Genomic DNA, 21,608 nt, shown 5'->3' on the forward strand with positions numbered 1-21,608 from the left:
ATGAGTGAGAATATGTTAAGGGGGCGATGTGGAAATGAAGGAATGTGTGACAAAAGTTATAAATAGTCATAATTATTATTGGTTCGTTCATATTACCAAGTTACTATTTTCGATGTATAATATACAGAGTATAATTATAAAAAAAATGTACTTACTTATATATTTTATTCAACGCATTAAAAGTAATTGTTGTATTCTACATGAATGAAAAGAATGGCTGATACCCATATTATGATAGCCAAAGGTTTAGAAAGAAGGAGATATTTCTGTCACGTTCAATCACTTATAGCTTACTGATGATTGTTATGGTGATATGGGGACTGAATGTCGTTGCTGTAAAGTTTTTGGTGGAGCATTTTCCACCCGTAGCTATGCAAGGTTCTCGTATTTTTATAGCAGGGATTGTAGCAATCATCGTTTTATATTTTCTTAAAGACTTACGAAAACTATCAAAAACAGAATGGTTTTACACCATCCTCGCAGCAATGTTAGGCCAACTAGCCCATCACTCTTTATTAGCAATTGGGCTAGTAGAAACATCCGCATCGAATGCTTCATTAATACTAGGTTTAATACCACTTACAACTGCGATTCTCGCAATGATCTTTTTTCACGACCCGTTTACGTGGATAAGGGCGATTGGTATTGGTTTTGGTATGATTGGCGTTACTGTTGTCGTATTAAATAATGGTCATGTAGATACGATTTCTCGAGGCGACCTATTTGTTTTCACTTCGATGCTGGCACAAGCATTCAGTTTTATACTGATTAAAAAGGTAACAAAGACGTTATCTTCAAGGCAAATGACAGCTGTCATGTTACTTATCGGATCGTTACTCTTATTAGGAGTGAGTTTCATCATCGAACCTAATGGAATGAATCAAATGAATTCACGTTCATCAGTCGTATGGAGTGTCTTTTTCCTGTCTGCTATCTTTGCAACAGGATTAGGTCATATTTTATATAATGCAGCCATTCACAATATTGGTGCCGGTCAAACAGCCATATTTAATAACTTTGTCCCATTTTTCGCTCTAATTGGTGCGTTTTTCTTTTTAGGGGAATCGATCTTTTTCACACAAATAATTGGATTTATTTTTATCGTACTTGGCGTGTTATTTGGGACCGGTTATATAGAGGAAAGATTAAAACAACGTACAAATAAAAAAGAAGAGATGAACAACAAAACGATGAATGACCATTCTGCTTAAAAGGAGCGAAAAAAGATTGAATAAAAAGCTTTATTATTTAGATGCATACACGCAAAAGTTTTCAGCAAAAGTAATTAAGCAAGATTGTAATCATGAAGGAAAGTGGTTTGTTACCCTAGATAAGACAGCATTTTATCCGACAGGAGGCGGACAACCACACGATACTGGTACATTAAATGATGTAAATGTTATTAACATCGAAGAAACTGAAGGAGAAGTTCGCCATTACATAAATGAGCCATGCTTTTCTGAAGGAGAAGTAGTCTCAGGAGTACTTAATTGGGCGAGACGTTTTGATCACATGCAACAACATAGCGGCCAACATATTTTGTCTGCAGCTTTTCAAGAATTATTCGAAGCGGAAACAGTAGGATTTCATTTAGGTGAAGAACTTTGTACCATTGATTTAAATATCCAAAACATTGATGAAGGTATGATAGAGCAAGCCGAAACATTGGCAAACAATATCATATTAGAAAACCGTTCAATCGATACGAAATGGATAACAAAAGATGATCTTTCAAACTATCCGTTAAGAAAAACAACTACAGTTGAAGATGATATTCGACTCGTCATCATTCCTAATTTTGATTATAACGGTTGTGGTGGAACTCACCCAAATTCAACAGGGGAAGTAAGTGCAATGAAGATATTAGATTGGGAGAGACAAAAGAAAAAGATCCGCCTTTCATTCGTGTGTGGTAACAGAGTGTTAAAACAGTTGCATACAAAACATCTCATTACAAAAGTACTCATGAAAGAGCTTAACTCACCTGAGATTGATTTACCTGATGCTGTAAGACAACTTAAAGAAAAAGAAAAAGCAACTGAAAAGGTACTTGTAGAAACCCGTGAACAATTACTCGTATATGAGGCAAAAAGTTTACTTGATCAAAAGGTTATGATCAATGAAAATTATGTTGTTTCAAAACTTTATCAGAACAAAACAATGAAGGAATTACAAACATTAGCAAAAGTCGTTACAAACGAAGACCCAATGACAATTACGTTGTTTATCAGTAATAATGAAGATAAACTGCAATTTGTTTGTGCAAGTGGCGAAAAAGTTAAGGTAAAAATGAACGAACTTATCAAACCTCTCTTAACAAGCCTAGATGGAAAAGGTGGAGGTAATGAATCGATCGCGCAGGGTGGAGGAAATCCTATAATGAAAGAGGAACAACTTCTCGAATTAGCGATCGATCAGATAAAAAACGAAGGGGAAATTTGATCATTTTTCATACTTCTTTAAAATCGAGTAGGACCTTAACCCCATTTGTCCCTGCTCGATTTTTCAATTTTTTAACTGAATCGAATGTAGGGAACAAAGGAACTTTTCTTAACATTATTCATAATATACTTAGTATGAATGACGATTAGAAAAGGGTGTTAATATGCCTTCTATTGTTGGTGGTCCAATAAAAATAAATTCAAATAGTGGTGTCATTAACTTCGGCGACACTCTTAATATATCGCCTAAAGAAGCTTCTAAATCTGTTTCAGGTTCTGGAGCAGGTCATACAGGTGACTTCCAAATAACGAATAACGGTATTAATATTAACAATACGCTGGATCCGGATGGCTTCGACCAAAATCAAGGGGGCAATGTATAAAACTTTAAAAATGTTGTAATTATTATCATTTAAGCGTACGGCATTTTACTAAGGAATCTATGGTCTTTTCTTAGTCTTGCCTTCCTTTAAAGCATTGCCCTCACATTGTTCCCCTTTCTCAAATATGTTCCTTCCCATAAAAGGAACATACTATCATACAACTCAAACCATTTAAACGAACCTTAAATAAGATTGAACAGAAATAACTTCAGAGCCTGACCTTCCCTCCTAAAGCATAAGATCATTTATGAATTATACATAGGTTTTCTTTCAGTCGAATATAGATGTTCTTAACCGACCTTCTTCAAGTGTTTTCTTTTTTAAAAATGGAAGTGACAAGGCGAACACCTAACAGTAAAAAAACATATAATAAGTTAGAATGAGTTTAAAGGGTGTTGCGTATATGCCTTCAATTGTTGGTGCAATAAAAGTAAATACTGTATCAGGAAGCGGTGTTTTTAACGTAGGAGATGTTTATAAGATTTCACCATCTAGTTCAGCAAAAACGTTTGCAGGAGCTGGCTCCTTTAACACTGGAGATTATTTAAATGTAAGAAATGATTACAGTGTTACAAATGTAAATGACTCTGATGTTTTTGACCAAAACTCAATTGCTAATATATAGGTGAAGGAGGGGTGACCCATGAACCTTTTTGTTAACCAAAGTATCGTGATTCATAATTTAAGAGTTGAAGGCATCACGAATTCTTCTGTATTACAAATAGGAAGTGCAGGTATGATTAGAGCATTATCTAACCTCTATAATACTGGTGGGTTTGTTGAACCGGCTCCCGAAGCTAGACCTAGAACTTCATTAGTCCCGCTTGCTGCTCCTAGATAAATGAACGGACACATTGTTAATAAGCTGACTTGGATAGGAGGGGGGAGTAAATGTATCAAAATTGGGATATGTATGCTTATTATCAAAAATTACATGATCATGTAAATAAACTTCAACACACGATCTCACAAATGGAAATGACGATTTCCCAACTCCAAAAAGAGGTTTCTGAACTAAAAGAAAATCAACAACCAGCTAATATTGAATATAAATTTGATCAACTGAAGGTTGAAAAACTAGAAGGCACGCTAAATATTGGCTTAAGCCCGCAAAACGGAGCTCAATCAATCGAGGATTTTACAGTCAACCAAAATGACTTACACGTGCGGTCAGATGAAAATTACTCAAATATATACGAAAACATAAAAAGAACAATCTACCACTATTTAGAAAATGACTGTTATCAAATTTTAAATGAGTTCGAAATAAAGCATAAATATGAACTAGATCAGATGTATCGTGATTTTATCATTAATGATGTGAAAAAACAGATTGATAGGCGAATAGAATACTATTTAAACAAGGTAAATTTAAATACAGAAACGAACGAAGAACAAACGGAAATTGTAAAAGAGATTACGATTAAAGTAAAAGAAGATATAAATAATACATTAGATTCATTTATACGTAGTTTACCAAAAGGGCAAGGAGGTTAACCAAAAATGAATTACACGGTCATTAACCGAGATATTTCTGTTGATAATATAAAAATTACTGGAGTTGCAAGCTCGTCGATATTTTTAGTTGGGGATACTGATACCATTCATTTATCATCTGTATTTGATACTCCCCCTGAGTCTTTAATCATCGGTCCAATTGTACCATTAGCTCCAGAGTCATAAGGAGTGAATGACATGGAAAAAAGGATGTCTATTGTTCATAACTTAAATGTCATCGATGTAACTTCGAGCTCTATTTTACAAATTGGTGATGCTAAGTTTATTACACCTTTTTCCAGAGCTATTGCTGTTCAACGTGAAATAGAGACTTTTTATGGTGCTGAGGGAAACTTTGACCTTTTCCCTATATTTAAAATGGAGATCCCTCAACCTTCTGTAGTAGAATCAATTAACATTCAAAGAAAGAATGAAACGCCATTTATAAAAGTTCGTTCTATTCACATTACAAGTGTAGCTGCATCTTCAGTCTGTCAAATTGGTTCAAACCGGTTGATCGATGCGGAATCAAGAGTAAAACATATAAGGCAACTATTAGGAGAGGAACGAAATATTCAAACCGCTCAAGAGAAATAATTTTCCTATCATTTAAATAGGTCAAAAGCGCACACAAATATATTTTTTATATTTAATATCCATTTCTCATAGGTAGCAGAAATGGATATTTATAATGAAATACCTCGATCATCTAGTTCAAGTAGGAGTTTTTAATAGTGACATAGAAATCGTTCGGTAAGTAGTATTTATTTTGGTTTTACTCACTATCTAAATCTTGAATAAATATCTCATTATGAACTTCTTTTGACAAAAGACGATGGAGGTGAATGATGAGTAAACCACGTTTGTATGAAGCGTCAACTTTGTCTTCTCTTACTGCGTAGGGAAGTTCAATCTCCCGTTTATATTCACCTTCTGACAGCTCCTCTTTCACTAAACGAAAGCCTGTGAATTGCAATTTGAAAGTTCCTCTCACTTGTATGATGTTTTCAGAAACTTTCAATTTTATATTTTCTAATTTTTCTAGTCCAGGTAAAATCATTACACATATTAATTCATTCTCTGATTCATAAAGATTATATTTAGGGTTCAAGTTCAAATACTGTGAAACTTGTTGCTGCTCTATTTTTTCAAATAAATTCTCAAAATTATTCATAAAATCTTTTCCAAAAGTACCTTCAAAATGTTTATTTAGTTCATTAAAGAAATGATCCAAATGTGCTCACCACCAAATAGAAATAAATTAACCGTTATCCATCATGAGATTTTAGTCATTTGTACGATAAACATATGGCTAAAATATTTTATGAGGACTGTAATAAAAAAGTTACTGTTACGTTACACTACTTTGAACGATCTTCATCAATCACGGCTATATGAACCTAAAAAAAAGCTTACCACTTTCTATTGAAAGCAATAAGCTCAAAGGATTTATTATCGGAAGTTAAATGACTCCTTGCATTATCATTGCATCAGCTACTTTAACAAATCCTGCAATATTTGCTCCTATGACAAGGTTTCCAGCAGCATCAAAATCTTCAGATGCTTTTATACTTTCTTGATAAATATCTTTCATGATCTCTTGTAACTTAGCGTCAACATCTTCAAACGACCATGATAACCTTGCACTATTTTGAGCCATTTCTAATGCTGAGACTGAAACGCCGCCCGCATTCGCTGCTTTTGCTGGAGCAAAAAGTACTTGATTATGTTGAAAAATATTTATCGCTTCTAACGTAGAAGGCATATTTGCACCTTCACCAACAGCTTTTACACCGTTAGATACTAACACTTTTGCAGCTATTTCATCCAATTCATTTTGTGTTGCACACGGGAGAGCAATATCGCAAGGGATAGACCAAATCCCGGAACAATCTTCAAAATAATGTGCATCACTATGTTCATTGACATACTCGCTAATCCGTTTATTTTCAACCTCTTTTAAACGCTTAACGGTTGAGAGATCAATTCCGTTTTTATCGTAAATATAACCACTTGAATCACTACATGCGACGACTTTTGCACCTAGTTGTTGTGCTTTTTCAATCGCATAGATAGAAACATTACCAGATCCAGATATTGTCACCGTACTACCATTAAAGCTTAAATTGTGATCTTTTAACATCTCTTCGACAAAGTAGACAGTACCGTATCCAGTCGCTTCCTTTCGTGCAAGACTGCCTCCGTAGCCAACACCTTTTCCAGTTAAGACACCAGCTTCATAACCGCTGCGCATCCTCTTATACTGCCCAAACATAAATCCAATTTCTTTTGCACCAACACCAATATCACCAGCTGGTACATCAAGGTCCGGACCGATGTGCTTACTAAGCTCCATCATAAAACTTTGTGTAAAACGCATAATTTCACCGTCTGATTTTCCTTTTGGATCGAAATCAGCGCCACCTTTTCCGCCACCAATCGGTTGACCTGTTAAAGCGTTTTTAAAAATTTGTTCGAACCCTAAAAACTTAATGATACTCGTATTTACAGAAGGGTGAAACCTTAATCCACCTTTATAAGGCCCTAATGCGCTATTATACTGTACCCGAAAACCACGGTTTACTTTCACATTTCCAAGATCGTCTACCCATGGGATACGAAAAGTAATGATTCTTTCCGGTTCCACAATCCTTTCTAAAATGCCTTGCTTCATATAGTGAGGATTTTTTGCAAAGACAGGGATTAAGGAATCAAAAACTTCTTTTACCGCCTGATGAAACTCACTTTCGTTCATATTTCTCTTCTTAACTGTTTCAAAAACTTGACTTACATAATTTTGAGCAACTTCAGTATTTGACTGAGTGACTTTCTCCATTGTCTTCAAGTTCTTCAGCTCCTTAAGAAATTATATTATGTATTGAAAATTTAGAATTTTAATTTTTATTAGATTTTCCCATACAATGTATTTTATAATTAATTAAATGATCTAATCAATACAAATAATAGATAGGTTCAATGCCATATTGAGATCAATGAAAACGAAGGTGAAGATCATGGAAATTCGACAATTACAATATTTTATGGAAGTAGCTAATCGTGAACATTTTACAGAAGCTGCTGATGCACTACATGTTGCACAATCAGCTGTAAGTAGACAAGTTTCTAATTTAGAAAGAGAACTAGGAGTTGATCTTTTTATTAGAGAAGGGAGGAGGGTGAAACTAACTCCGATCGGCAAGATGTTCTTACAAAGAATTAACAAAGCAATGAATGTCATTGAGGATGCAACAAGAGAGGTAGAAGAGTACCTTGATCCTGAAAAGGGAACTGTTAGAGTTGCTTTCCCGATTAGTCTTGCTGCATATACTTTACCTACTGCCATTTCAGCTTTTCGATTAAGTTATCCAGATGCGAAATTCCAACTAAAGCAAGCTTTGTATCATGATTTAATTGAAGGTGTGATCAAAGGAGAATTTAATATGGCTTTAATTGGCCCTGTTCCGATGGAAGAAAAGAAAATCAAACGTAAAATTTTGTTTACTGAAGATGTCGTAGCTTTGTTACCAATTCATCACCCTCTTGCAGATAAATCACATTTACATTTAAGAGACCTTAAAGATGATCCATTCGTGTTATTACCAGAAGGCTTTGTATTTCGTGACATTGTTATCAATGCATGTTCAAAGCTAGGTTTTAAGCCCAATATCGCTTTTGAAGGTGACGATATAGACGCATTAAAAGGGTTAGTTTCTGCTGGCCTTGGCGTAACATTAATGCCAGAAGTGACGTTAGTCGATTCCACGCCACGTGCAACCGTAAAAATTCCATTGGTCGAACCAACCGTTACTCGAACTGTCGGTGTAATTACACCGACTGATCGAGAGTTGCTGCCAACAGAAGAGTTGTTTTATCAATTTATCCAAGACTTCTTTGCACGATTAAGCCATTTTAATGATTAGAAGTAGAGATAACAATTTATTAAAATGCAACTAATCACTCTCATTTCTTTTTTTGTATAAAAAACATCATTAAGTGAGATGGTAATGATATTTACGAAAAACGATATGGAAGTGTGATTATTGCATATTATACAGAAAAACAGTTTACTTATTTTCATGTTTTCAATTTTTGCGGCGTTTATACTTTCTTCTAACAACGTATATGCAAATGATTCCGAACAATATCTTCAAGATGAGCTGAATCAGCTCATACAGGAGGAACCTCATTTAAATGGAGGCCTTACAGGGATAAGCATTCGATCTGCAAGTACTGGAGAAACCCTATATGAACATAATGGAGATGTTCGTATGAGGCCCGCTTCAAATATGAAGCTTTTTACTGCAGCAGCAGCGTTATCTGTCTTAGGTGAAGACTATCAATTTAAGACGGAAATAAGAACAGATGGAAAGAGAGAAGAAAACGTCCTAAAAGGAAACCTGTATTTAAAAGGTTTTGGTGATCCCACACTCCTAATAGAAGATCTCAATCAAATGGCTAAAGATATTGTAAATTCCGGTATCAAGATTATTGAGGGCGACATGATTGGTGATGACAGCAGGTACGACGATGTTCGTTTATCACCTGATTTAATTTGGAGCGATGAGTACGCCTATTATGGCTCTCAAATTTCAGCACTAACCTTATCACCGAATAAAGATTTTGCTTCTGGGACGATTTCGGTAGAGGTTTCTCCAGGAGGAAAAGTAGGAGATCCTGTAAACATTCAACTTTCAAACAAAACAAGCGATATAAACATTATCAATGAGGCAGTAACCACATCGCCTGATGGTGAAACAGGCCTTACAATTGACCGAAAACACGGGTCAAATACGATCATCGTTAAGGGTTTTCTTCCTATCGAAGCAAAACTTGAAAAAGAGTTGATCGCAGTTTGGGAACCGACGCAATTTGTTCTTGATCTCTTTAAGCAAGAATTAGAGAAACAAGGAATTAACGTTTTAAGAACAGCTAAGGTTGGTGTGACACCTAAGGATACAATTACCCTTACAAGTCATCGGTCTATTCCATTGTCTGAGCTTCTCATACCTTTTATGAAACTTAGTAATAACGGGCATGCGGAAGTCTTAGTTAAGGAAATGGGGAAAATAGAAAAAGGCGAAGGAAGTTGGGAAAAGGGATTAGAAGTGTTAAATGAACAGCTGTCAAAATTAGACGTGAATTCAGATACATTAGTCATTAGAGATGGTTCCGGTATTTCTCATGTAAACTTAATTCCAGCTAATGAAATATCTAAGCTTTTGTATCATATTCAAAAGGAAAAGTGGTTTCCTGTTTTCTTAAAATCGTTACCTGTCACCGGTAATAGTGACAGAATGATTGGTGGTACATTGAGAAGAAGGATGGAATCCCTAAACGTAAAAGCAAAAACAGGAACACTTTCTACCGTTTCTTCCTTATCTGGTTACGTGGAAACACCAAAAGGAAACACACTGATTTTTTCCATTCTGTTAAATCATTTACTTGATGAAGATAAAGGAAAAGAAATCGAGGATAAAATCGTAGAAATCATAGCAAACCAATAAATTTATTTGTACTTACTCGGCATCTTACAATTGTCGAGTTATTTTTTGGATCATATAATTGAATCAATTTCAGAATTGCGTTTTTTGCGCAATGAAACGAATGATATTATAAATTTTTTCATTAAATGTACGTTTTATTTGGAAGTGAAGTTCACGCTCATCATTCGGAAATTCGCACCTTATTTTGAGTTATGAAATTGATTCAATTACATACAATTCAACTTTGAATGCCGTTTTCCACAGTAAAGAACATACGTTCTGTTTATTTGTTAACTATATTAAAAGTAGGAATGATAGTAATCTGAGTTTAATAAATTGTGGAAAATGAAAATTTTGTCGAATTTATGTTGACACTTCCTCATTAAAACATTAATCTTAGATGGATTATATAAAACGAATGATTGGAAGCACCCTCGATCTGGAGGAGTTTATCAAGCCTCCAGCTAATTGAGTGTGCTTTTTTTCATAACCAAAGAAAATACGAGTATTTTAAGTTGCCTATGAGCGGGAACATGCCCTTTATTAAAAGGAATAAATAGGTGATATTACAATTATTTTTTAGTGTTTTTCAAATGATATATATTGTATAAACGAATAGAGTGAATCATTTAAACATTGATATATTCAAATACCTTGTGAAGGACTACTAAAATATGCAATTAAATAAATTCAAAAATATGACGTTGTTTTGGAAAACTTATTTTTTAAATATTGCTTTAATCGGTGCTGTATTTGCAGGGCTATTGCTAGTAGCTTGGTTCATACTCCCTAATCTTTCACAAGAAAGAAATAAAGAGATTACCGACCAAACATCAGAAAGAATAAAAACAGAATTAACCGAATTATATGAGGGGTTCCATAGTCTAGCGTTTCATATAGAGTCACATAGATATTTTGAAAGTGACTATATATCAGAATTGAATAAAGAGATGGAACAAATCATATCTCTTTCACCAGTCATAGACAGTGGTTTAATTCTAAACAAGGGTGGAGAGACTCTTGCTCATTACCCAAGTGATCTAAACGTATTCAACTATATAAATTTAAGCGATAGACATTATTTCCAAAAAGCTTTAAAGACAAAAGAATCCTATTTGAGCGATGTAATAATAGAGGATACAAATCGGCCCGGATTAGCGCTAACAATTCCAATATTAGATGAACATAACAACGTATTTCGAGTTGCTAGTTTTTATATTCGTCTCACTGAAAATAATATCCTTCACACTACAACCCATCGTATCGATTTAGGGGGTGGGGGGTTCATCTACATTGTCGACCAAAATGGAGTCATTCTTTCTCACCCCGATAAAAATAGGATAGGAGAAGATGTTAGTTCTAATTTTGTCATCCGTCAATTAGCAGATCGAAAATCCGGGTATGAGAAAGTCATTGACAATGAAATCGAAATGTACGCTTCTTATGTTCACATACCAGATGTTAACTGGGGTGTCGTAGCTCAAATCCCCGTTACGAGCACTCAAGAAGAATTTTCAGCTTTCAGAGATTCATTACTAGTTTTGTATGTATTTATTTTGATCCCGTTATTTTTCATTATTGGGATTTTTACAAAACGTATGGTGAAGCCCATCCAAGAGCTACACCGAGCTGTAAACAACATAAAAAAGGGAAAATTGAATCAAGAAGTAAAACATACAGACAATTCAGAGATCGGTCAGTTATTAAATAATTTTAATGAGATGGTTAAATCTTTAAAACAAGGAAGAAAAGATTTAAAACTTAAAGAAAATCTTTTAAAAGATCAAAAAGATTTTCTACGAACAATCATAGATAAGAATCCAAACTATATATTCGCAAGGAATCGTAATGGTGAATTTACGATTGCAAACAAAGCACTTGCTGATTTATATGGAACGACTGTTAAAGAATTGCTAGGAAAAACAGAGTGGCATCTCAACCCAAATAAAGATCAAGTAAATAGATTCATCGAACAAGATGAATGGGTCATTGAAAAAGGAGAAGAATTATTTGTCCCAGAACATAAAATTATCGACAGCGAAGGTAACGATGTATGGATACAAATAACCAAAATACCGATTTTTTCTTCATCAGGGGAAGTAGAAGAGGTTCTGTGTGTTTCAAATGATTTAACAGAACGAATGGAAAAAGAAAAAGAAATTGAATACCAGGCATACCACGATAATTTAACAAAACTTCCTAATAGGGCTTTCTTTCAAGAACGATTAACAGATATTTTAAATGGTTCTATAAACAAACAATTGGCGATCATGTTCTTAGATGTCGACGGATTCAAAAAGGTCAATGATAGTTTAGGTCATTCTTACGGAGATTATTTACTACAAATGATCGCTGAGCGATTAAGAGGTTGTATAGGAGAAGGAGATATGATAGCTAGGATGGGAGGGGACGAGTTTACAATAATCCTTCCTAATATAGACTCCGTTTCATACCCAGAAAAAGTAGCGAAATGTATCATAAATACACTTAAAGAGCCTTTTTGGGTGGATGAATATGAGCTTATTATTACTTCCAGCATCGGAATAAGTGTTTATCCTGATAATGGAACGAATGCAGAAACTTTAGTTAAAAATGCTGACACCGCAATGTATCACGCCAAAGAGAACGGAAAAAACCAATATCATTTTTTTATTGAAGAAATGAGTAGTTTATCATTTGAAAAGTTAAAGATAGAGTCCGATCTCCGAAAAGCACTGCAAAATAATGAATTCAAGCTTTTCTACCAACCAAAATTAGACCTTCAAACAGGTGAAATAGTAGGTATGGAAGGACTACTTCGGTGGGATAGTCAATACTTTGGCCTCGTTCGCCCTGAAAAGTTCATTCCTATCGCTGAAGAGACTGGGTTGATTCGAGATTTAGGCGAATGGATATTGATAGAAGGGTGTAGACAAAATAAATTATGGCAAGATGAAGGCAACGATCCTTTACGTGTTGCTTTAAACTTATCTATACGCCAACTGCTAGATCCTAATTTTTTGCAAATTGTAAAAAGCACATTAAACAGAACTGGATTAGAACCGCATTGGTTAGAGCTTGAGATAACTGAAAGTACTTTAATGGATAACGAAGAGACTGTTATTGAAATTCTGCAAGCACTAAAAGATTTAGGTATTTATATCTCAATTGATGACTTCGGTACAGGATATTCTTCATTAAGTTATCTTAAGCGCCTACCGGTAAATGCATTAAAAATAGATAAAAGTTTTATCAGTGAAATACCAATTAGCCTAGATGACCAATCACTGACAAAAGGGATCGTTGCGATGGCACATAGTTTAAACTTAAAAGTGATAGCAGAAGGGGTCGAGAATGAAGACCAGGTTGAATTCTTGAAATCGGTAAAGTGTGATGAAATTCAAGGATACTTCATCAGCAGACCTTTACCTCCTAAAAGTTTTGAAGCACTCGTTTTTAAGGAGCAGCAGAACACTTTGATATAAATAACAGAAGCACTGTGATTTAGATGAAGATTACTCGTCTTTAAAACACAGTGCTATTTTATTGAAGTCAATAAAAACACCCCTAATCTTGCAGCCATAAAATTGGTTGCTATATAGAGGTATGAATCATCTGGTTTTAAGGGGGATGTAACATAATGAAGAAGGAGGGTATTTTGATGAATCAAACTGACTTATTACTAGATATATTAGAAGACCTGAATAAAAGGAGAGAAGAGGTAGACTCTATTATTGGTATACTATCACTAGAGGGCAAACAAAATAATTTTTTATTTAGTGCTATTACAAAAGTAGAAATTGCACTAGTTCAATCTCTGGGTGGTAATAAAGAACATAAAGCTTACCTTTACACAGACCGATTGTATCCCTTTGATAATTTTGAAGAAGGGAACATTGATCGTGAACAGTTGGTTAAGTATATAAGACTTGCAATTAAATATGATCTTGTTGGTGATCAGGATATTAATGGTAAAAAATCGTTGGAAGAAACTATACGTGACCATGAAATGAAATAGTGATTTTATAAGATAGAACAACCAGATAAAAGCCCCCATGGAGAATAGGCGCATTCAAATCTGTGAAACGCTTATGGGGAGGGTGCGTTATCACGATCGAGAACATAAGTTTATATTTAATATTGTTCAATCTCCTCATACAGTAAATTTCAAAAAGCGTTAGACCATAATTAAAATTCCCACTTATCAGGAAGTAGAAATCGGGAATTTTATTATGGTTCATACAAAGATCTTAAGTTGTTACAAATGAAGATAGCATTTTTTATTAAAGTCGTTTTACGTATATATTCATGTATCATTATCTGTAGAAATAAATACATTATCATACTCAATGACGACCGTGTGAGTTATGAGATATTCAAATCATTATCCTAAACCAAATGGGTGGAAGGTGACGATAATGAAAATTATCACAACATACGAACGCAAACTTATGGTACGTTTGAATTTCATCCAGGTTTACATAATATATATTCAATGGCTTGATTTGTGCACTTATCAGGTCGTTGACATAACTTATGTATCGACCCTGTATTTTATTGGGTTCGACTACGAAAATTATGTTCACTTTCGATAGAATATAACTGATCGATAAAAATCATATCAGATATTATATTTTACGCCAATGATTAATTTTTTACATATTTTTTTGTTGAAAAGGAAGAGGAAAGAAATACAGATAAACACAGAAATATAAAAAATATATTTGTTCGAGGACAACATGATCAAAAAAATCAAAAAAATACCTGAACGAACAAGTGCTTTTGATCCCACCTTTTTAAACGATGTTTTTAAAAATCGTTTTTGCTTATAGGATTGTAATACGTAAAAGAGTTCGATGTAATGTTTTAAACTCTTCATCATGGTTGTTTTTTAAGACAGTGTTCTTCGAAACCCCAATGAAATGTAAACAGATTCATAATACGCAAAGCTGGAACGAATCAAGTCCATTTTTGGATTCCTTTTGTAACATTGATTGTAATAGGATCCTGCCTTTTATCGTTTTCTTTCTGCTAAATTGTAACTTGTGGGCACATGAATAATCATGTCGTACTTACCTTCTGTAATGGTATTACTCAAATCATCTTTTATATAAACATAAGAGATATACGGTTCCGATATCCCTTCTTCAATATATATCCTTCCGACATCTTTTTGTGTTGTTAATTTGCCGTTCACAATATCTATTTCGATATTATAAACTTCAGTTTCGTGAATATACGTTTCCATGTATGGAGGAATATGTACATCATTTTTGTCAAAGGAAAAATTAAAAATCTCCCCTTTTTCCCTGTCCACTCCTTGTAAATAATCAGAGAGAACTGTCTGTTCTAATTCATGATTGTAATGTGTTTCTGTTAAAGAGTAAATAGGGGGAAACACCGATATTGTAGAAAATGAAAAAATTAAAACGCAACTTTTGATAAACGTTTTTACAAATTTATCGGTTGAAAGTGAAATAAAGATGATGACAACTACAACGATTATTGCTGTTAAATAAAAATTATGGTGAGTGATAATTGTGAGCGCGATATCCCAAATACCATAATTAAATTCATTTAATAAATGCTCATAAGACACGTTATCAACTCCTTCTTCGCAAAGACATTATCATTTACATGTTTATGTGCTCAGGGATGTTCTCCTTCAAAATAACATTTAATACAAAAGCAACCGTACTTTGTATACACATCGTAAATAGGCATTATTGTCAAATTATACTCAAGTGATCAAAAGATAGAAGTGTGGATGGTATCGTAACTTTTTGGAAGGACGATGGAAAATTTATGTTAAAATGAATGTAAGGATAATGAAGTTTGTGAAGTGATGTACTTAAAGAAACGGGGGATAGTAAAATTCATATCTTGGAAGGGGTATGATGATAAAAACATTGTACTTTATTGGAATTGGGTTCATTGTTTTTGGACTATTTAACCAATGGGTTATTTACGAGTGGAAATATGTGAGAGGAATCGAACATTGGACAGGTTTCGGAATATTATTGTTAGCTATAATTGGAACATTTCTAATCATTAAGTCAAAACATCTATACCTTACTATAATAGGGGGCGGTGTAGTAGTTCTAGCTGGAGTACAATTTTTTATGTTCGCCCCATTATTAAATATCGCCTCTGCTTCATTTAGTTTTAGTATTGCTAATGCAACTATTGGCTTTTATCTAACTATTGTTGGCGCTTTGGTTATTTGTATTTTTAGTACCTTAAATAAAAAAATTATTAAAAGCACATAACAATTGCCATTAAACAAGCAGGAGCGTTTCTGCAAAAATGCAGAGACGTTTTTTACATTTTAATCCCAAATAAAAGGGAATTAGTGTTATCATAATCGACATGATTAGTGGTAATGGAGGCTGAAAAGATGAGAATACTTATTTTTATTTTAATAATAGGATTTTTATTGACTGGGTGTAATTTTACTAATAATAGCAATGAGGGTAGTGACAAACCTTTTATACTATCAACATCATATGATTCTATTGAACCTGAACATGAAAAGCTAATCGATGAGTGGCTATCGGAAATAGAAGTAAAAAATGATTCTAAGGTTTTTAATATTAGTTTAAAAGACGAAGGTTATGAATACATTTATGCCAAAGGATTTAATGATGCTGAAGTATCATTTATTTATAATGAAAGACATTCGAAAGGGAAATTAGAAACTGTGTTAAAATCTGGAGATATTGATGATTCTCTATTTATTCAAGTGACATATAATAATGAGATTTGATGCAGTGGTATTGGCATAGTGACAGAGTAATTACATTTTGATGTTTTTAAAAGAAGGTTTTTCTTAGTGATTGTGTCACTAACGGGAAGCGTTAGCTTAATAAGAAAAAAGTCAAATATCCAAAAAAGATCGGGAGGTCCCGATCTTTTTTTGTGTGGGATTTTTTTACACATTTTTTCTAAACGCGGTACAATTAAAGTGAGGAAATAAGGAATTTGATAATTATTAAGGAATGGAAAATAATGCAGTAGACGTAATACTCCGTATTACGCGAAAGGGTGAAATAAAGTGGATGAAAAAATTAGAAATTGGCGAAAAAGACTTGATAATGCTTTAGGCACTCCTGCAACGAATAAGATATTTGAAGAAATGATTGAAACGATAGAACAACAGCAAATATCTTTTGATCAAAAGATAAGTGAAGCCAAAGCGGAGAGTTTGTTTTGGAAGGATGTTTGTGATTATATGCAAGATTGTAAAGCAGACAAAACAAAAGCTATGAGCGCAGTTGAGTCGATAAAAAACAGAGAAGCAGTTCAACAAAAAATAAAGAAGTTGGCAAATGAGGCTTGTGACAGAAATGACGAAGCCTTAAAGAAATTGGAGGATGAAAAATGAAAATAATTTAGTTTAATCAACAATACGAAGGATGGTTTTATGAGGGAAACTGACATTAACCTTGTTAAAAGCAGTTACGACAGGCAAGTAAATATAGAAGGTAAAACTGTCATTGAAAGCTATTTTGGTCAAGGCTTTGGACAGTGGCGTTAATGTACCGTACGAATATGTTTTCAAATAAGAAAGTTATTAATCTTGATGTTAAACGATCGTGCTTATTTGTGCGATCGTTTATTTTTTGGAAGGATAATGGAAAATTTATGTTAAACTTATTGTAAGAAAGGTGAAGTTTGTGAAGTGGTGTAATTAAAGAAACGGGAGCTTAGAACAGAAGCAGAAGAAAATATATTACAATAAATCAATCAGGTTTTCACAAAAAATTTCCAGTTTGTAAATCAAAAAAATGCACGATGTTACCGTTTATTTAAAGATAATAAACTTATAAATCAAGAAAGTAGAGGGATTATGCGAATATTATTTATTATTTTATCACTACTACATGTTCCTTTTGTTATAACCTATATGGAATATTATGAGAGGTTTTACAGTGAATTACCTTGGTTTGAATATGGGAACCATTTTTTTATCTTTCATATTGTTTTTGCTGTGATTATTGGAGTAATAGCAAGTAGAATCCCACTCCGTTGGTTCATCATTGTTAATGCTTGTGTTGTCTTGACCCACGGACTCTTACCAGCAATATTAATTTCAGAAGAACATGCATATTGGTTTGCACCTTTGACTCCTGTAACTGTTATGGTACTTTCAGCATTGGTTTACATTGCTATTCAAGGTATTATACGATGGTTTACGTTGAAAATCCCAAAACTAATAAGATGATTATGAATGTTATTGTGAACAAATCTACTTAAACAAACGGAGAGCGATAGCAAAAGAAGCTGTCGCTGCTCTTGTACCAGTAAATGGGAAGATTGAGTTAAGAAGGAATGGCAAGAAATGGAGGAGTTCACTTTGGTCGGGCTTTCAATATTGTGCTTACTAATAGGTCCTATGCTTTTTTTGTATCAAAAAAAGAAAAAGTTGTCTTATGTAAATTTATTAATTACCCTGAGTTCCTTGGCTATCTGGTTCAGTTTAATTGCTGGATGGGTTTCAGAACAATTTTGGATTATTATGTGGAACGCTACTCTTCTTGGTTCAGTTTTATTTCTAGTCATTGGATTTTCATCTATGTTTATAAAAATTAAACAGATAAATCGCTACCTTTTACCGTTTTTTGTTTTGGCGATTTCTGTGTCAAGTTTGTTGATTGGAAATCATATTGGTAGCGATACACAATTGAACGTTTTTGTTCTTTATTCATTTGCATACTTTACACCTCTATTTGTAGGATTAATTGCAGTAATTAGTGCAACACAATATTTTAAAAATACAAACAGTGTAAGTTGACAAAAGTGAAGTTTGTGAATTTTTCTACTTACACTAACGGAGAGCATTAGTGGAACAAGGGGTCGCTGCCGTTGTGGCGCTAATGGGGAGGATTCTTCAAATAATAGTTGAAACTTTTTAAGGGGAAATTCGTGAAAAATATTAGGATAAATTTAAATAAAAGAGAATAGTCATTTGAACAACATTTTCATTACTGGGAGAAATTAAAGGAGAGGATATATGTGAAGAAAATAGGTCTTTATGTACTGTTAACTTTTGTTGGGATTGTTATTCTATCCATTTTGTCTGGTCTTCGAAATCCAATGTATCAACAACTACAAATGTTTGATTATCAAGCGTTTAATGTATATCACACTTACTTTGTACTGTGTGCTTTATCCTTTGGTTTACTGCTAGGATGGAGAAATATAGCAAGTTTAATCAAAGAAGGTCCAAAGATAAATCTGCTGTTAATCCCTTCCGTTTTAATGCTCATTTTCATCTTTATACCTTATGCTTACTGGACTACACATTTTGGCGATTTAGGTGTTTTATCGTTTGTGTCGTCTCATGATGTACGGATAGCATTAGGGATTTTCACTGGACTACTATTGACTCGTTCTTTCAGAAAATATTTAGATGATAATTAGGAAAAGTATTCAACTAACGGTAAGCAATAGTTGAAGAACCAGGAAGCTGCATATGCGGCTTTTTTTATTGCCTACCAACTGGAAAGTGATGTTAAGCTAATGGGGAGAATTCTTGAATAGAGGTTCTAAAATATAAGACGTATGGAGGAGAGAAATATTGATAAAAAAATATTATAAGCAAATATTATATGGAATAACGATTGTTATCTTATTATTTTTATTAAATTCTCAATATCAAGAAAAGAAAATGTATGCGGAACATATTTCACAAAATCTAAACACTGATATACAGAAGGTTGCAAGAGGGGTTGTTTCGAATTACAACACATATGGCGAAATCCTAGATTCTGGTGAAATAACAAAGCGACAGGCAAGCCTACTTCTACATTATAATAAAGACATAGATTTACTAACTAATGAATATGGAAGGTTAGCAGTCAAGTTTAACCTTCTTAACAATGATAATTTTAACAATGAAACACATGAAAATTCACGAGAAATTTTTTCGTTTTTGTTCTCTTTTACAAATGGAGAGGATTATGAATTAGATGAACTAGATGACACACTTATCGTTCTTGATTCTAATCTAACTGAAACTATTGAATATTTACGGGAATTACATTTCAATTGGGTAAAAGTTACTGAGGAAAATATTACGGGAGTTACAATAAACGAAAATCTGGCTAGGCTAGATGGAAGTGAATTTTTAAGATTTTATGGCGAGGATAGTGTTTCCAAAAGTTTCTGGGTAAATTTATTAGTTGATTTGGATGAACAAACTACTAAATTTTTAAAGAAATATGAAATTGATAACATTGAGCAACTATTAGATAACTAACGCATCCCTTATATCACTAACGGGGTGCGATAGCACAAGAAGCTGTCGCTGCTCTTATGTAGGTAAAGGGGAGTTTAGCGTTATATAAAGGCTTGAAAGGTTTGGATTAGTTGGGAGGAGAAATAAATTGAAATTAAAGCTAACATGGGTTGTTGGAATGATTGTCATTACCAACCTCCTTACTTTCGCTTTTGTTAAACTGTATTTTCCTACCACCATAGATAATACTCAATACTTATTGAAAATGAGTGGTCAAGGCGAGGAATGGGAGATAACAGATTATCAACTCGCTTGGCAGGGAGTGGGGGAACAAGGTACTTCTGGAAGTCATTCAGTGACTTTTTTAGGTGAGACAAGTGGATTAAATGGAGAAGTCGAGGTCAAAGTTTATGATTTTTTTGAAGATGGGGAGAAACCACACCATGTGTCCACCTTTAATGCTGACATACTTGAAGATGGACCTGCAAAGCAAGGTGGAGGGGGATTTTATCCTGAAAAACATCTAACTCCCAGTGAAATTGAAAACAGGACCTTTATGGTTATTCAATGGACAACGATAGATGGCAAACAACATGTGGAAACCATCCAGATGGAATTGGATTACGACCCACAAATAATTAGCGATATTCAGTAAACGTTTTAACTAACGGGTGCTTTAGGGTAAGATCCAGCAGATCTTGTTATGTTACTAAGAGGGTGAAGAACATTATAACTTGGTGCTACTTTTATTCTCATAAAGGGAGGGCGGAAGTATGAAAAATGAAAACTCAAATTACATAATAAGATATTCGTTAATAAGTGTTATGGCGATATCCATTTTCTCTTTGTTAATCGTATATAATAATCAGTATAATGCAGAAGCACATATGGCAAAGGCTTTGCCAATAGCGATATTAGCTGGGCTTTCAACCCTAGCAGTAGCAATATATGAGAGAAATAAAAAATAAATTCACTTTGTGAAAGGATGTACTTAATCTATCGGGGTGCGTTAGCTGTACAAGCTATCGCTGCCCTTGTGTCGCTAACGGGGAGTTTAGCAAATAAAGAGAAGGAGGTAAGTATGAAGAAAATTTTAATGGGAACCTTCCTGTTATTATTACTTTTATATTTCTTTCCTAATCAATCAGTTGAGATGTCTAAGGTAACCACTACTGATGTAGAAGGTGCGTTAAATGATTTATTAGAATTTGAAATAAAAACCCCTATGTACTTAGAAGATATTACATGGAGGGGAGCTAGTATAACTTATCATGACGACGAACAAGCGAAAATTGAATTATTCGGTAATTCTGATGAAAATAAAGAAGTTGCAGTTAGGTTTGTAGCTTCACTGGTTGAGTTGGAAAAAAGAGAAACCTATACTTGGGAAGAAATCGAGATTAATAGTAAGCCTGGATTAATCGCTCGTCCAAATGCAATATTTATTCAATGGGAGGTCGACGGTCCAACATATAGACTACAAGGCAATAATATAAGTGAAGAGAAATTATTAAAAATTACAGAATCATTGGGATAATATTGAAGTTTATTTGATGAGTGTCCCTTAAACGTTCGGGGTGTGATA

At 33.8% G+C, this 21,608-nt stretch carries 25 protein-coding genes; 22 read left to right on the top strand and 3 right to left on the bottom strand.

The window, feature by feature from the left end:
• The first annotated feature begins 305 nt into the window (after positions 1-305).
• From LGQ02_RS11225 to LGQ02_RS11260, 8 genes are all read left to right on the top strand, one after another.
• Positions 306-1,211 carry a DMT family transporter gene (locus LGQ02_RS11225; RefSeq protein WP_264183976.1) on the top strand — a complete coding sequence of 302 codons (906 nt, stop codon included), beginning with the start codon at positions 306-308 and terminating at the stop codon, positions 1,209-1,211.
• Between the two features lie 16 nt (positions 1,212-1,227).
• The gene (locus LGQ02_RS11230) at positions 1,228-2,442 is read left to right on the top strand and encodes an alanyl-tRNA editing protein (protein WP_226514468.1); all 1,215 of its coding nucleotides are present in this window, start codon (positions 1,228-1,230) and stop codon (positions 2,440-2,442) included.
• 163 nt (positions 2,443-2,605) lie between these two features.
• Positions 2,606-2,824: a spore germination protein gene (locus tag LGQ02_RS11235; protein ID WP_226514469.1), complete on the top strand. Its 219-nt coding sequence runs from the start codon at positions 2,606-2,608 to the stop codon at positions 2,822-2,824.
• A 403-nt stretch (positions 2,825-3,227) separates the two neighbouring features.
• Complete coding sequence (locus tag LGQ02_RS11240) at positions 3,228-3,449, top strand: spore germination protein (protein WP_226514470.1); 222 nt, start codon at positions 3,228-3,230, stop codon at positions 3,447-3,449.
• Positions 3,450-3,467: 18 nt separating this feature from the next.
• Positions 3,468-3,665: a spore germination protein GerPB gene (locus LGQ02_RS11245; protein WP_226514471.1), complete on the top strand. Its 198-nt coding sequence runs from the start codon at positions 3,468-3,470 to the stop codon at positions 3,663-3,665.
• A gap of 50 nt (positions 3,666-3,715) precedes the next feature.
• Positions 3,716-4,321, top strand: a complete 606-nt coding sequence (gerPC, locus tag LGQ02_RS11250) for a spore germination protein GerPC (protein WP_226514472.1) — start codon at positions 3,716-3,718, stop codon at positions 4,319-4,321.
• 6 nt (positions 4,322-4,327) lie between these two features.
• Positions 4,328-4,507: a spore gernimation protein GerPD gene (locus tag LGQ02_RS11255; protein ID WP_226514473.1), complete on the top strand. Its 180-nt coding sequence runs from the start codon at positions 4,328-4,330 to the stop codon at positions 4,505-4,507.
• Between the two features lie 12 nt (positions 4,508-4,519).
• Positions 4,520-4,918, top strand: a complete 399-nt coding sequence (locus LGQ02_RS11260) for a spore germination protein GerPE (protein WP_226514474.1) — start codon at positions 4,520-4,522, stop codon at positions 4,916-4,918.
• A gap of 178 nt (positions 4,919-5,096) precedes the next feature.
• Here LGQ02_RS11260 and LGQ02_RS11265 read toward each other — a convergent pair whose 3' ends face one another.
• On the bottom strand, positions 5,097-5,555 hold the full coding sequence (locus LGQ02_RS11265) for an Hsp20/alpha crystallin family protein (protein ID WP_226514475.1): 459 nt from the start codon (positions 5,553-5,555) through the stop codon (positions 5,097-5,099).
• A 228-nt stretch (positions 5,556-5,783) separates the two neighbouring features.
• On the bottom strand, positions 5,784-7,157 hold the full coding sequence (gene gdhA / locus LGQ02_RS11270; RefSeq protein ID WP_226518296.1) for an NADP-specific glutamate dehydrogenase: 1,374 nt from the start codon (positions 7,155-7,157) through the stop codon (positions 5,784-5,786).
• 178 nt (positions 7,158-7,335) lie between these two features.
• On the opposite strand from gdhA, the gene LGQ02_RS11275 reads away from it, so the two are divergent.
• The 4 genes from LGQ02_RS11275 to LGQ02_RS11290 all read left to right on the top strand — a co-directional run bounded on the left by LGQ02_RS11275 (position 7,336) and on the right by LGQ02_RS11290 (position 13,801).
• Positions 7,336-8,241, top strand: a complete 906-nt coding sequence (locus LGQ02_RS11275) for a glutamate biosynthesis transcriptional regulator GltC (protein ID WP_226514476.1) — start codon at positions 7,336-7,338, stop codon at positions 8,239-8,241.
• A gap of 156 nt (positions 8,242-8,397) precedes the next feature.
• A complete protein-coding gene (dacB, locus tag LGQ02_RS11280) occupies positions 8,398-9,825 on the top strand; it encodes a D-alanyl-D-alanine carboxypeptidase/D-alanyl-D-alanine endopeptidase (protein ID WP_404802425.1) in 1,428 nt (475 codons plus the stop codon).
• A gap of 653 nt (positions 9,826-10,478) precedes the next feature.
• Positions 10,479-13,268 (top strand): bifunctional diguanylate cyclase/phosphodiesterase, encoded by a 2,790-nt coding sequence (locus LGQ02_RS11285; protein ID WP_226514478.1) that lies wholly within the window; start codon positions 10,479-10,481, stop codon positions 13,266-13,268.
• Positions 13,269-13,444: 176 nt separating this feature from the next.
• Entirely contained in the window at positions 13,445-13,801 is a 357-nt protein-coding gene (locus LGQ02_RS11290; protein WP_226514479.1) for a hypothetical protein, read from the top strand.
• Positions 13,802-14,797: 996 nt separating this feature from the next.
• Here LGQ02_RS11290 and LGQ02_RS11295 read toward each other — a convergent pair.
• Entirely contained in the window at positions 14,798-15,382 is a 585-nt protein-coding gene (locus LGQ02_RS11295; protein WP_226514480.1) for a hypothetical protein, read from the bottom strand.
• Between the two features lie 295 nt (positions 15,383-15,677).
• Between LGQ02_RS11295 and LGQ02_RS11300 the strand changes: the two genes are divergently transcribed.
• The 10 genes from LGQ02_RS11300 (at position 15,678) to LGQ02_RS11345 (ending at position 21,560) form a co-directional block, all read left to right on the top strand.
• Positions 15,678-16,052, top strand: a complete 375-nt coding sequence (locus tag LGQ02_RS11300; protein ID WP_226514481.1) for a hypothetical protein — start codon at positions 15,678-15,680, stop codon at positions 16,050-16,052.
• Between the two features lie 128 nt (positions 16,053-16,180).
• Positions 16,181-16,549 carry a hypothetical protein gene (locus tag LGQ02_RS11305; protein ID WP_226514482.1) on the top strand — a complete coding sequence of 123 codons (369 nt, stop codon included), beginning with the start codon at positions 16,181-16,183 and terminating at the stop codon, positions 16,547-16,549.
• A 288-nt stretch (positions 16,550-16,837) separates the two neighbouring features.
• Positions 16,838-17,167 (top strand): hypothetical protein, encoded by a 330-nt coding sequence (locus LGQ02_RS11310; RefSeq protein WP_226514483.1) that lies wholly within the window; start codon positions 16,838-16,840, stop codon positions 17,165-17,167.
• A gap of 465 nt (positions 17,168-17,632) precedes the next feature.
• Complete coding sequence (locus LGQ02_RS11315; protein ID WP_226514484.1) at positions 17,633-18,007, top strand: hypothetical protein; 375 nt, start codon at positions 17,633-17,635, stop codon at positions 18,005-18,007.
• A 117-nt stretch (positions 18,008-18,124) separates the two neighbouring features.
• Positions 18,125-18,577 (top strand): hypothetical protein, encoded by a 453-nt coding sequence (locus LGQ02_RS11320; protein WP_226514485.1) that lies wholly within the window; start codon positions 18,125-18,127, stop codon positions 18,575-18,577.
• A gap of 221 nt (positions 18,578-18,798) precedes the next feature.
• Complete coding sequence (locus tag LGQ02_RS11325; protein WP_226514486.1) at positions 18,799-19,206, top strand: hypothetical protein; 408 nt, start codon at positions 18,799-18,801, stop codon at positions 19,204-19,206.
• A 157-nt stretch (positions 19,207-19,363) separates the two neighbouring features.
• Complete coding sequence (locus LGQ02_RS11330; RefSeq protein ID WP_226514487.1) at positions 19,364-20,044, top strand: hypothetical protein; 681 nt, start codon at positions 19,364-19,366, stop codon at positions 20,042-20,044.
• Between the two features lie 127 nt (positions 20,045-20,171).
• Positions 20,172-20,678 carry a hypothetical protein gene (locus tag LGQ02_RS11335; protein WP_226514488.1) on the top strand — a complete coding sequence of 169 codons (507 nt, stop codon included), beginning with the start codon at positions 20,172-20,174 and terminating at the stop codon, positions 20,676-20,678.
• Between the two features lie 118 nt (positions 20,679-20,796).
• Positions 20,797-20,991: a hypothetical protein gene (locus LGQ02_RS11340; protein WP_226514489.1), complete on the top strand. Its 195-nt coding sequence runs from the start codon at positions 20,797-20,799 to the stop codon at positions 20,989-20,991.
• A 113-nt stretch (positions 20,992-21,104) separates the two neighbouring features.
• Entirely contained in the window at positions 21,105-21,560 is a 456-nt protein-coding gene (locus LGQ02_RS11345; RefSeq protein ID WP_226514490.1) for a DUF4367 domain-containing protein, read from the top strand.
• Positions 21,561-21,608: the final 48 nt, after the last annotated feature.

It is taken from the genome of Bacillus shivajii (assembly GCF_020519665.1).
Lineage (GTDB): Bacteria > Bacillota > Bacilli > Bacillales > Salisediminibacteriaceae > Bacillus_CA > Bacillus_CA shivajii.

What these genes read in the sequence shown, in the direction of transcription:
- gerPC (WP_226514472.1), top strand. Translation starts at nt 3,716, where the DNA reads ATGTATCAAAATTGGGATATGTATGCTTATTATCAAAAATTACATGAT.
- LGQ02_RS11300 (WP_226514481.1), top strand. Translation starts at nt 15,678, where the DNA reads ATGATGATAAAAACATTGTACTTTATTGGAATTGGGTTCATTGTTTTT.
- LGQ02_RS11260 (WP_226514474.1), top strand. Translation starts at nt 4,520, where the DNA reads ATGGAAAAAAGGATGTCTATTGTTCATAACTTAAATGTCATCGATGTA.
- LGQ02_RS11240 (WP_226514470.1), top strand. Translation starts at nt 3,228, where the DNA reads ATGCCTTCAATTGTTGGTGCAATAAAAGTAAATACTGTATCAGGAAGC.
- LGQ02_RS11255 (WP_226514473.1), top strand. Translation starts at nt 4,328, where the DNA reads ATGAATTACACGGTCATTAACCGAGATATTTCTGTTGATAATATAAAA.
- LGQ02_RS11305 (WP_226514482.1), top strand. Translation starts at nt 16,181, where the DNA reads ATGAGAATACTTATTTTTATTTTAATAATAGGATTTTTATTGACTGGG.
- LGQ02_RS11275 (WP_226514476.1), top strand. Translation starts at nt 7,336, where the DNA reads ATGGAAATTCGACAATTACAATATTTTATGGAAGTAGCTAATCGTGAA.
- LGQ02_RS11290 (WP_226514479.1), top strand. Translation starts at nt 13,445, where the DNA reads ATGAATCAAACTGACTTATTACTAGATATATTAGAAGACCTGAATAAA.
- LGQ02_RS11340 (WP_226514489.1), top strand. Translation starts at nt 20,797, where the DNA reads ATGAAAAATGAAAACTCAAATTACATAATAAGATATTCGTTAATAAGT.
- LGQ02_RS11285 (WP_226514478.1), top strand. Translation starts at nt 10,479, where the DNA reads ATGCAATTAAATAAATTCAAAAATATGACGTTGTTTTGGAAAACTTAT.
- LGQ02_RS11345 (WP_226514490.1), top strand. Translation starts at nt 21,105, where the DNA reads ATGAAGAAAATTTTAATGGGAACCTTCCTGTTATTATTACTTTTATAT.
- LGQ02_RS11315 (WP_226514484.1), top strand. Translation starts at nt 17,633, where the DNA reads ATGCGAATATTATTTATTATTTTATCACTACTACATGTTCCTTTTGTT.
- LGQ02_RS11245 (WP_226514471.1), top strand. Translation starts at nt 3,468, where the DNA reads ATGAACCTTTTTGTTAACCAAAGTATCGTGATTCATAATTTAAGAGTT.
- dacB (WP_404802425.1), top strand. Translation starts at nt 8,398, where the DNA reads ATGTTTTCAATTTTTGCGGCGTTTATACTTTCTTCTAACAACGTATAT.
- LGQ02_RS11235 (WP_226514469.1), top strand. Translation starts at nt 2,606, where the DNA reads ATGCCTTCTATTGTTGGTGGTCCAATAAAAATAAATTCAAATAGTGGT.
- LGQ02_RS11320 (WP_226514485.1), top strand. Translation starts at nt 18,125, where the DNA reads ATGGAGGAGTTCACTTTGGTCGGGCTTTCAATATTGTGCTTACTAATA.
- LGQ02_RS11225 (WP_264183976.1), top strand. Translation starts at nt 306, where the DNA reads ATGGTGATATGGGGACTGAATGTCGTTGCTGTAAAGTTTTTGGTGGAG.
- gdhA (WP_226518296.1), bottom strand. Translation starts at nt 7,157, where the DNA reads ATGGAGAAAGTCACTCAGTCAAATACTGAAGTTGCTCAAAATTATGTA.